This window comes from Clostridium sp. HV4-5-A1G (genome assembly GCF_900184915.1).
Taxonomy (GTDB): domain Bacteria; phylum Bacillota; class Clostridia; order Clostridiales; family Clostridiaceae; genus Clostridium_B; species Clostridium_B aromativorans.
Genome location: NZ_FXYI02000364.1, coordinates 1 through 881 on the forward strand (window position 1 = coordinate 1; position 881 = coordinate 881).

At 37.2% G+C, this 881-nt stretch carries 1 protein-coding gene; it reads right to left on the reverse strand.

What is annotated here, in order from left to right; translation table 11 throughout:
- Positions 1-485, reverse strand: a 485-nt coding sequence (locus J5G60_RS18530) for an IS110 family transposase (protein ID WP_207876653.1), incomplete at its 3' end; no start/stop codon positions are given.
- Positions 486-881 lie beyond the last annotated feature (396 nt).

Here is an 881-nt window from a genome sequence, read left to right on the forward strand (position 1 = left end):
GTTAAGCATTCAACTATATGAAGCCTGTGTCTTGTAAGCCTTTGAAGGGCAAGATATTGAGAACCACGCCAGGGTTCGGTATGAATTCTGCCGACTCTTGCAAAGTCAGCAATGACGAAGGAATCAATACCATCATTTTTATCAAGAGAGTTAAAGGAGTCTTTATAATTAGCGACTTCTTTAGGATTCAAACAATAGACATAGGGTTTATAAGGCATAAGCCTTTCGCTTGCAGATAGGAAGTTTGCAATATGTACACCATAAAACGAAGTGGATTCCAAGCCAATTATGACAGTTCTAAAGGTACTATTGCTAAGTATATCAACAAGCATAGCTTCTAATTGATCTGCACCAGATTGCGTGTTGGGAACAGGTTTCATTTTGATTGAAAATTCCTGTTCAAAATTAATTGCAGAGACAACATTTTGCCTCGCACCAATATCAATACCAACAAATAGAGTTGATAAGTAATCTACTTTCTTCATGAAATCACCACCTTTCGAGAGTAATGAAGAACTTAGAAAGGAATTATCCTAATCCAGAGCACTGACTGCATCCTCGCGTAATCAGCATTCATCCAGGCGAAATACCTTGCTGGCGGCTACGGATGGAGATGCAACATTTGTGTAAGCAGAATTTGATACTCTGGTCAGGCTGCACGCTTTCTAGGCAATAACAATAAGTTTTGCAGGAGAATTACAGCAGTAACCTTTGCTAAAGTTCTATTAGAACTATTTTAGCATTAGGAAATTCCTTTATAAATAGTTAAATGAAATCTGTATAGAATGGGAAGCAGAACAGACAGCAATTATGGAATTGGGAGAATCCCCACAGAAAAGCACAGATGCTTTCTCATCTATACTAAAATATAAAAAATAAAT